The organism is Streptomyces ossamyceticus, from assembly GCF_001418475.1.
GTDB lineage: Bacteria > Actinomycetota > Actinomycetes > Streptomycetales > Streptomycetaceae > Streptomyces > Streptomyces ossamyceticus.
In genome coordinates this window covers 1-6,010 of the sequence record NZ_LIQX01000556.1, presented here as the reverse complement: position 1 = coordinate 6,010, position 6,010 = coordinate 1, and the positions used below count along the sequence as shown (strand labels likewise).

General features: G+C 72.0%; 6 protein-coding genes and 1 pseudogene. 4 read left to right on the top strand and 3 right to left on the bottom strand.

Annotated features, from left to right (window positions below; all coding sequences use genetic code 11):
- Positions 1 to 100: 100 nt before the first annotated feature.
- From AOK15_RS47660 to AOK15_RS33100, 3 genes and pseudogenes are all read left to right on the top strand, one after another.
- Positions 101 to 237, top strand: a pseudogene (locus tag AOK15_RS47660) (helix-turn-helix transcriptional regulator); the annotation flags it as partial.
- Between the two features lie 88 nt (positions 238 to 325).
- A complete protein-coding gene (locus AOK15_RS33105; protein ID WP_055522011.1) occupies positions 326 to 601 on the top strand; it encodes a hypothetical protein in 276 nt (91 codons plus the stop codon).
- Entirely contained in the window at positions 598 to 993 is a 396-nt protein-coding gene (locus AOK15_RS33100; RefSeq protein ID WP_055522010.1) for a type II toxin-antitoxin system VapC family toxin, read from the top strand. Before AOK15_RS33105 ends, AOK15_RS33100 begins: the two co-directional genes overlap by 4 nt.
- A 46-nt stretch (positions 994 to 1,039) precedes the next feature.
- Here the strand turns inward: AOK15_RS33100 and AOK15_RS33095 are convergent, their stop codons facing one another.
- Genes AOK15_RS33095 through AOK15_RS33085 form a run of 3 tightly spaced genes read right to left on the bottom strand, consistent with a single transcriptional unit; the run spans position 1,040 to position 4,178 of the window.
- Entirely contained in the window at positions 1,040 to 1,837 is a 798-nt protein-coding gene (locus AOK15_RS33095) for a sugar phosphate isomerase/epimerase family protein (protein WP_205632273.1), read from the bottom strand.
- 38 nt (positions 1,838 to 1,875) lie between these two features.
- Positions 1,876 to 3,030 (bottom strand): dihydrodipicolinate synthase family protein, encoded by a 1,155-nt coding sequence (locus AOK15_RS33090; protein ID WP_055522008.1) that lies wholly within the window; start codon positions 3,028 to 3,030, stop codon positions 1,876 to 1,878.
- Entirely contained in the window at positions 3,027 to 4,178 is a 1,152-nt protein-coding gene (locus AOK15_RS33085; protein ID WP_055522007.1) for a Gfo/Idh/MocA family protein, read from the bottom strand. The genes AOK15_RS33090 and AOK15_RS33085 overlap by 4 nt, the downstream gene beginning before the upstream one ends.
- Before the next feature lie 318 nt (positions 4,179 to 4,496).
- Here AOK15_RS33085 and AOK15_RS33080 point away from each other — a divergent pair, with 318 nt between their 5' ends.
- The gene (locus tag AOK15_RS33080) at positions 4,497 to 5,540 is read left to right on the top strand and encodes a LacI family DNA-binding transcriptional regulator (protein ID WP_055522006.1); all 1,044 of its coding nucleotides are present in this window, start codon (positions 4,497 to 4,499) and stop codon (positions 5,538 to 5,540) included.
- Positions 5,541 to 6,010 lie beyond the last annotated feature (470 nt).

Below are 6,010 nucleotides of genomic sequence, written 5' to 3'. Positions count from 1 at the left end.
GGATCAGGGCGGGAGTCAGTCACCCGCCGACCCTCGCACAGCGGCGACACCGTTGAGAATCGAGTTTCCGGCGGTGGCGCCGCCGGTCCCCGGGGGCTTCTCCACGCCCGTCCACACCATCGCCACCCGCTGGGGGATGCCCCGCCCCTCCGACTTCACGCGGGCGTTCCGGGGGCGTACGGGGAGTCGCCGACGGAGTTCCGCGCGTGGTCGCGGGCGGCGCGAGAGGCGAGGTAGACGTCGTCGATCCTGCGGATCGGCCTCTGTGGACTGCCGCGCTACCACGAGGAAAACGTTCTAATAGAAGTTTTGCTAGATTGGCTGGGTGAGTGAAGCTGTCTACGGGCCCGGCGAGGGCCCGACCAAGTCCGTCTCGGTCTCCGTGCACGAGGGCACTATCGCGGCCCTCCGTTCCCGCGTCGGTAAGCGTGGCATCTCCGCCTACGTGGAGGCCGCGATCCAGCGGCAGATCGAACGCGACCAGCTCGACGAACTCATCGCCGCGAACGAGGAGATGCATGGCCCCCTCACCCAGGAAGAGATCGACGCGGCCGAGCGCGAGATGTTCGGCGAAGGCCAGGGCGGCCGGGCGGTGGCGTGAGCGGCACCTGGGTTCTCGACAGTGAGGCTCTGTCCCTGTATCTGCGCGGCGACCGCACCATGACCGCCAGGCTCGCCGTCGCCCGCAAACGGGACGTCAGGGTGATCACCAGCGCGGCCACCATCGTGGAAGCGGATCCCCAAGGAACACACACAGCCCGCCTCGCCTGGGCCTTGTCCCGGCTTGTCGTGGAGCCGGTCACCAAGGAGACCGCCAAGGAGGCCGTCGCCCGGATGAAGGGAAGCGGCAGGACCGGCGGGCACAAGTACGCCCTGGACGCGATCGTAGCCGCCACCGCCCGCGCGGCGCAGCCGCCGGTGACCGTCCTCACCTCCGACCTCGACGACCTCAAGCCACTCTGCGGCAAGCAGGTCGAGGTCCGCCAGGTCTGACCCGGGCGGCGAGCCGGGCGTCATGCCGCGGCCCGCCGTCCGGACGTCAGCCCGCGTGCTCCACGAACCGTCGCGCCGTCTGCGACAGGAGCGCGTGGCCGTCGCCCGCCCACAGCTCGTCGTTGAACAGCTCGACCTCGATGGGGCCCGTGTAGCCGGCGGCCTCCACGTAGCCCTTCCACTCCCGCATGTCGATCGCGCCGTCGCCGATCTGGCCCCGGCCGGTCAGCACGCCCTGCGGCAGCGGGGTGATCCAGTCGGCGAGCTGGAACGTGTGGATACGGCCGCCGGCGCCCGCGCGGGCGATCGCCGCGGGGGCCGTGTCGTCCCACCAGATGTGGTACGTGTCCACCGTGACACCCACCTGGTCCGCCGGGAAGCGCTCCGCGATGTCCAGCGCCTGCGAGAGCGTCGACACCACGCAGCGGTCCGAGGCGAACATGGGGTGCAGCGGCTCGATGGCGAGGCGGACCCCGTTGGACGCCGCGTAGGGGCCCAGTTCGGACAGGGCGTCGGCGATGCGTTCCCGCGCCCCGTGGAGGTCCTTCGAGCCCTGCGGGAGGCCGCCCGAGACCAGGACCAGCGTGTCCGTGCCGAGCGTGGCCGCCTCGTCGATCGCCTTGCGGTTGTCGGCCAGGGCCGCCGCCCGCTCCGCCGGGTCGATCGCCGTGAAGAAGCCGCCCCGGCAGAGGGTGGTGACCGCCAGGCCCGCGTCGCGGACCAGCTTGGCCGTCGCCTCCAGGCCGAACTCGGCCACCGGCTCGCGCCACAGGCCCACGCCGGGGATGCCCAGCTCCACGCAGCCGGCGACCAGTTCCGGCATCGACAGCTGCTTCACCGTCATCTGGTTGATGGAGAAGCGTTCCAGTCCGGTACCCGCGCTCACTGGGCCACCCCGTACATCGACAGGAGGTTCTTCATCCGGGTCTCCGCCAGCGCCGGGTCCGGGAACAGGCCCAGGCCGTCGGCGAGTTCGTAGGCCCGCGCGAAGTGCGGGAGGGAGCGGGCCGACTGGAGGCCGCCGACCATCGTGAAGTGTTCCTGGTGGCCCGAGAGCCACGCCAGGAACACCACGCCCGTCTTGTAGAAGCGGGTCGGGGTCCGGAAGAGGTGGCGGGAGAGTTCGACGGTCGGGTCCAGGAGTTCCCGGAAACCCTTCACGTCGCCGGTGTCGAGGACACGGACCGCTTCCGCCGCCAGCGGGCCCAGCGGGTCGAAGATGCCGAGGAGGGCGTGGCTGAAGCCCTGCTCGTCGCCCGCGATCAGCTCGGGGTAGTTGAAGTCGTCACCCGTGTAGCAGCGGACTCCGCCGGGGAGCCTGCGGCGGATGTCGATCTCCCGCTGGGCGTCCAGGAGCGAGACCTTGATGCCGTCGACCTTGTCCGGGTGGGCGGCGATGACCTCCAGGAAGGTCTCCGTGGCCGTGTCCAGGTCGGACGAGCCCCAGTAGCCCTCCAGCGCCGGGTCGAACATGGGGCCCAGCCAGTGCAGCACGACCGGCTCGGCGGCCTGGCGCAGCAGGTGCCCGTAGACCTCCAGGTAGTCCTCCGGGCCCTTCGCGGCGGCGGCCAGCGCCCGCGAGGCCATCAGGATCGCCTGGGCGCCCGACTCCTCGACGAGCGTCAACTGCTCCTCGTACGCGGCGCGGATCTCGTCCGGGGACGCGGGCGCGGTCAGCTGGTCGGTGCCGACACCGCAGGCGATACGGCCGCCGACCGCCTTGGCCTCCTTGGCGCTGCGGCGGATCAGCTCCGCCGCGCCCGCCCAGTCGAGGCCCATGCCGCGCTGGGCGGTGTCCATGGCCTCGGCGACGCCGAGCCCGTGCGACCACAGGTGGCGGCGGAAGGCGAGGGTCGCCTCCCAGTCGACGGCCGCGGGCGAGTCCGGGGACACGTCGGCGAAGGGGTCGGCGACGACGTGCGCCGCCGAGAAGACCGTGCGGGAGGTGAAGGGGGCGCCCGTCGTCAGGGCGAGGGGTTCCGGGCGCGGGGTGTAGGTCTTGAGGCCGCCGCTGCCGTCGGGGAGTCGGATCGTCACAGCTGGATCTCCGGTACGTCGAGGCGGCGGCCCTCGGCCGAGGACTTCAGGCCCAGCTCGGCGAGCTGCACGCCGCGGGCGCCGGCCAGCAGGTCCCAGTGGTAGGGCGCGTCGGCGTACACGTGCTTGAGGAACAGCTCCCACTGCGCCTTGAAGCCGTTGTCGAACTCGGCGTTGTCGGGGATCTCCTGCCACTGGTCGCGGAAGGAGTAGGTGGCGGGGATGTCGGGGTTCCACACCGGCTTCGGGGTGGCGCTGCGGTGCTGGACGCGGCAGTTGCGCAGGCCCGCGACCGCGGAGCCCTCCGTGCCGTCGACCTGGAACTCCACCAGCTCGTCGCGGTTGACGCGGACGGCCCAGGAGGAGTTGATCTGGGCGATCGCGCCGCCGTCCAGCTCGAAGATGCCGTACGCGGCGTCGTCGGCCGTGGCGTCGTACGGCTTGTCCTGCTCGTCCCAGCGCTGCGGGATGTGGGTGGCGGTGAGGGCCTGCACGGACTTCACGCGGCCGAACAGCTCGTGCAGCACGTACTCCCAGTGCGGGAACATGTCGACGACGATGCCGCCGCCGTCCTCGGCGCGGTAGTTCCAGGAGGGGCGCTGGGCCTCCTGCCAGTCGCCCTCGAAGACCCAGTAGCCGAACTCGCCGCGGATGGAGAGGATCCGGCCGAAGAAGCCGCCGTCGATGAGCCGCTTCAGCTTCAGCAGGCCGGGCAGGAACAGCTTGTCCTGGACGACGCCGTGCTTGATGCCGGCCCCGTGGGCGAGGCGGGCCAGCTCCAGGGCGCCCTCCAGGCCCGTGGCCGTGGGCTTCTCCGTGTAGATGTGCTTGCCGGCCGCGATCGCCTTCTTCAGGGCCTCCTCGCGGGCGGAGGTGACCTGGGCGTCGAAGTAGATGTCCACCGTCTCGTCGGCGAGGACCGCGTCGACGTCCGTGGACCAGTGCTCCAGGCCGTGCTGCTCGGCCATCGCCCTCAGCGCGTGCTCACGCCGGCCGACGAGGATCGGCTCGGGCCACAGGACGGTGCCGTCGCCGAGGTCGAGTCCGCCCTGCTCGCGGAGGGCGAGGATGGAGCGGACGAGGTGCTGGCGGTACCCCATGCGCCCCGTCACGCCGTTCATGGCGATCCGTACGGTCTTGCGTGTCACGGCCGATCCCTTCGTGTTGTCTGCGTTGCTGACGTGTTGGTTCTGGTGCGTACGCGTCCGGCGCCGCGTACGCCCGGGGACCCGTGAAGAGATGAGCGTGACAGCAAGCGCTTTCTATCTAGTGAGAAGCTAGCCTCTGAGCAGCGGTCCGGACAAGACCGTAGGGGGTTCGAGTTGTTCGAGGGGGCGAACGGTGATCGCGGTCGTATGGTTCCCCGGACGAGCCGCGCTGCCCCGTCCAGGGGTCGTCCGACCCACTGGACGAGTCGCACGGCTCACGACGACTCGAACGAGACGCTCACCGGAGGCGAGTAAACGATGACAGTGACCCTGGCGGACGTGGCGGCCCGTGCGCAGGTGTCGCCCGCGACCGTCTCCCGGGTGCTCAACGGGAACTATCCGGTGGCCGCGACCACGCGGGAGCGGGTGCTCAAGGCCGTCGACGAGCTGGACTACGTCCTGAACGGGCCCGCCAGCGCCCTCGCCGCCGCCACCTCCGACCTCGTCGGCATCCTGGTGAACGACATCGCCGACCCCTTCTTCGGGATCATGGCGAGCGCCATCCAGAACGAGATCGGCGGGCCGGGCGGGCGCGCGGGCGGGGAGCGGCTGGCCGTGGTGTGCAACACGGGCGGCTCCCCGGAGCGCGAGCTGACGTATCTCACGCTGTTGCAGCGGCAGCGGGCGGCGGCCGTGGTGCTGACCGGTGGGGCGATCGAGGACCCGGCGCATCTCACCGCCGTGGGCAACAAGCTGCGGAGGCTGGCGGATGCCGGGACGCGGGTCGTGCTGTGCGGGCGGCCGCCCACGCCCGAGGCCATCGCGATCACCTTCGACAACCGGGGCGGCGGACAGCTGCTCACCGAGCATCTGATCGGACTGGGGCATCGGCGGCTCGGGTACATCGCCGGGCCCGAGGAACGGACCACGACCCGGCACCGTCTGGAGGGGCACCGGGCCGCGCTGGCCGCGGCGGGTATCGAGGACGACCCCGGACGGACCGTCTACGGACGGTACGACCGGCTCTCCGGGTACGAGGCGACGCTGGAGCTGCTGCGGCGCGACCCGACACTGACGGCGGTCGTCGCCGCGAACGACACGGTCGCGCTGGGCTCGTGCGCGGCGCTGCGCGACTCCGGTCTGCGCATCCCGGACGACGTCTCGGTCGCCGGGTTCGACGACCTCCCGTTCAGCATCGACGCGGTGCCCGCACTGACGACCGTACGGCTGCCGCTGGCGGAGGCGGGGGCGCGGGCCGGGCGGATCGCCATGGGGCGCGAGGAGGCACCGCACGGGGGCATCGCGACGGTACGGGGCGAACTGATGGTCCGGGGCTCGACGGGGTCACCGCGCGCGAAGTGAGCGAAGTGAGCCGGGCGCCGGGCGGGGCGCCCCGCCCGGCGGGCTGAGGCCGCTGGCACGGAGGGCTGAGGCTGCCGGCACGGAGGGCGTTCAGCGCCTTCGGCAGCCACCGGAGGCGCGCAGTCTTGGCCACGGTCCGTACCGGGCGGGCGCGCCAAGGGGTGTGCGCGAAGGGGCTTGTGAGCCGAGGGCGTGCGCGTCGGGGCTTGCGGGCCGGGAGCGTGCGTGGTCGGGGCCTGCGAGCCGGGAGCGTGCACGTCGGGGCTTGCGAGCCGGGAGCGTGCGTGGTCGGGGCCTGCGAGCCGGGAGCGTGCACGTCGGGGCTTGCGAGCCGGGAGCGTGCGTGGTCGGGGCTTGCGAGCCGGCGGCGTGCGTGGCCGAGGCCGCGCCGGCCTTCCAGCAACGTCCCTTGCGGACTGGGGGCGTGCACGTAGGGGCTTGCGGGCTGGGGGCGTGCACGTCGGGGCTTG

Coding starts and splice junctions, on each gene's coding strand:
- AOK15_RS33095 (WP_205632273.1), bottom strand. CDS start 1,837: ATGACGGTGAAGCAGCTGTCGATGCCGGAACTGGTCGCCGGCTGCGTG.
- AOK15_RS33080 (WP_055522006.1), top strand. CDS start 4,497: ATGACAGTGACCCTGGCGGACGTGGCGGCCCGTGCGCAGGTGTCGCCC.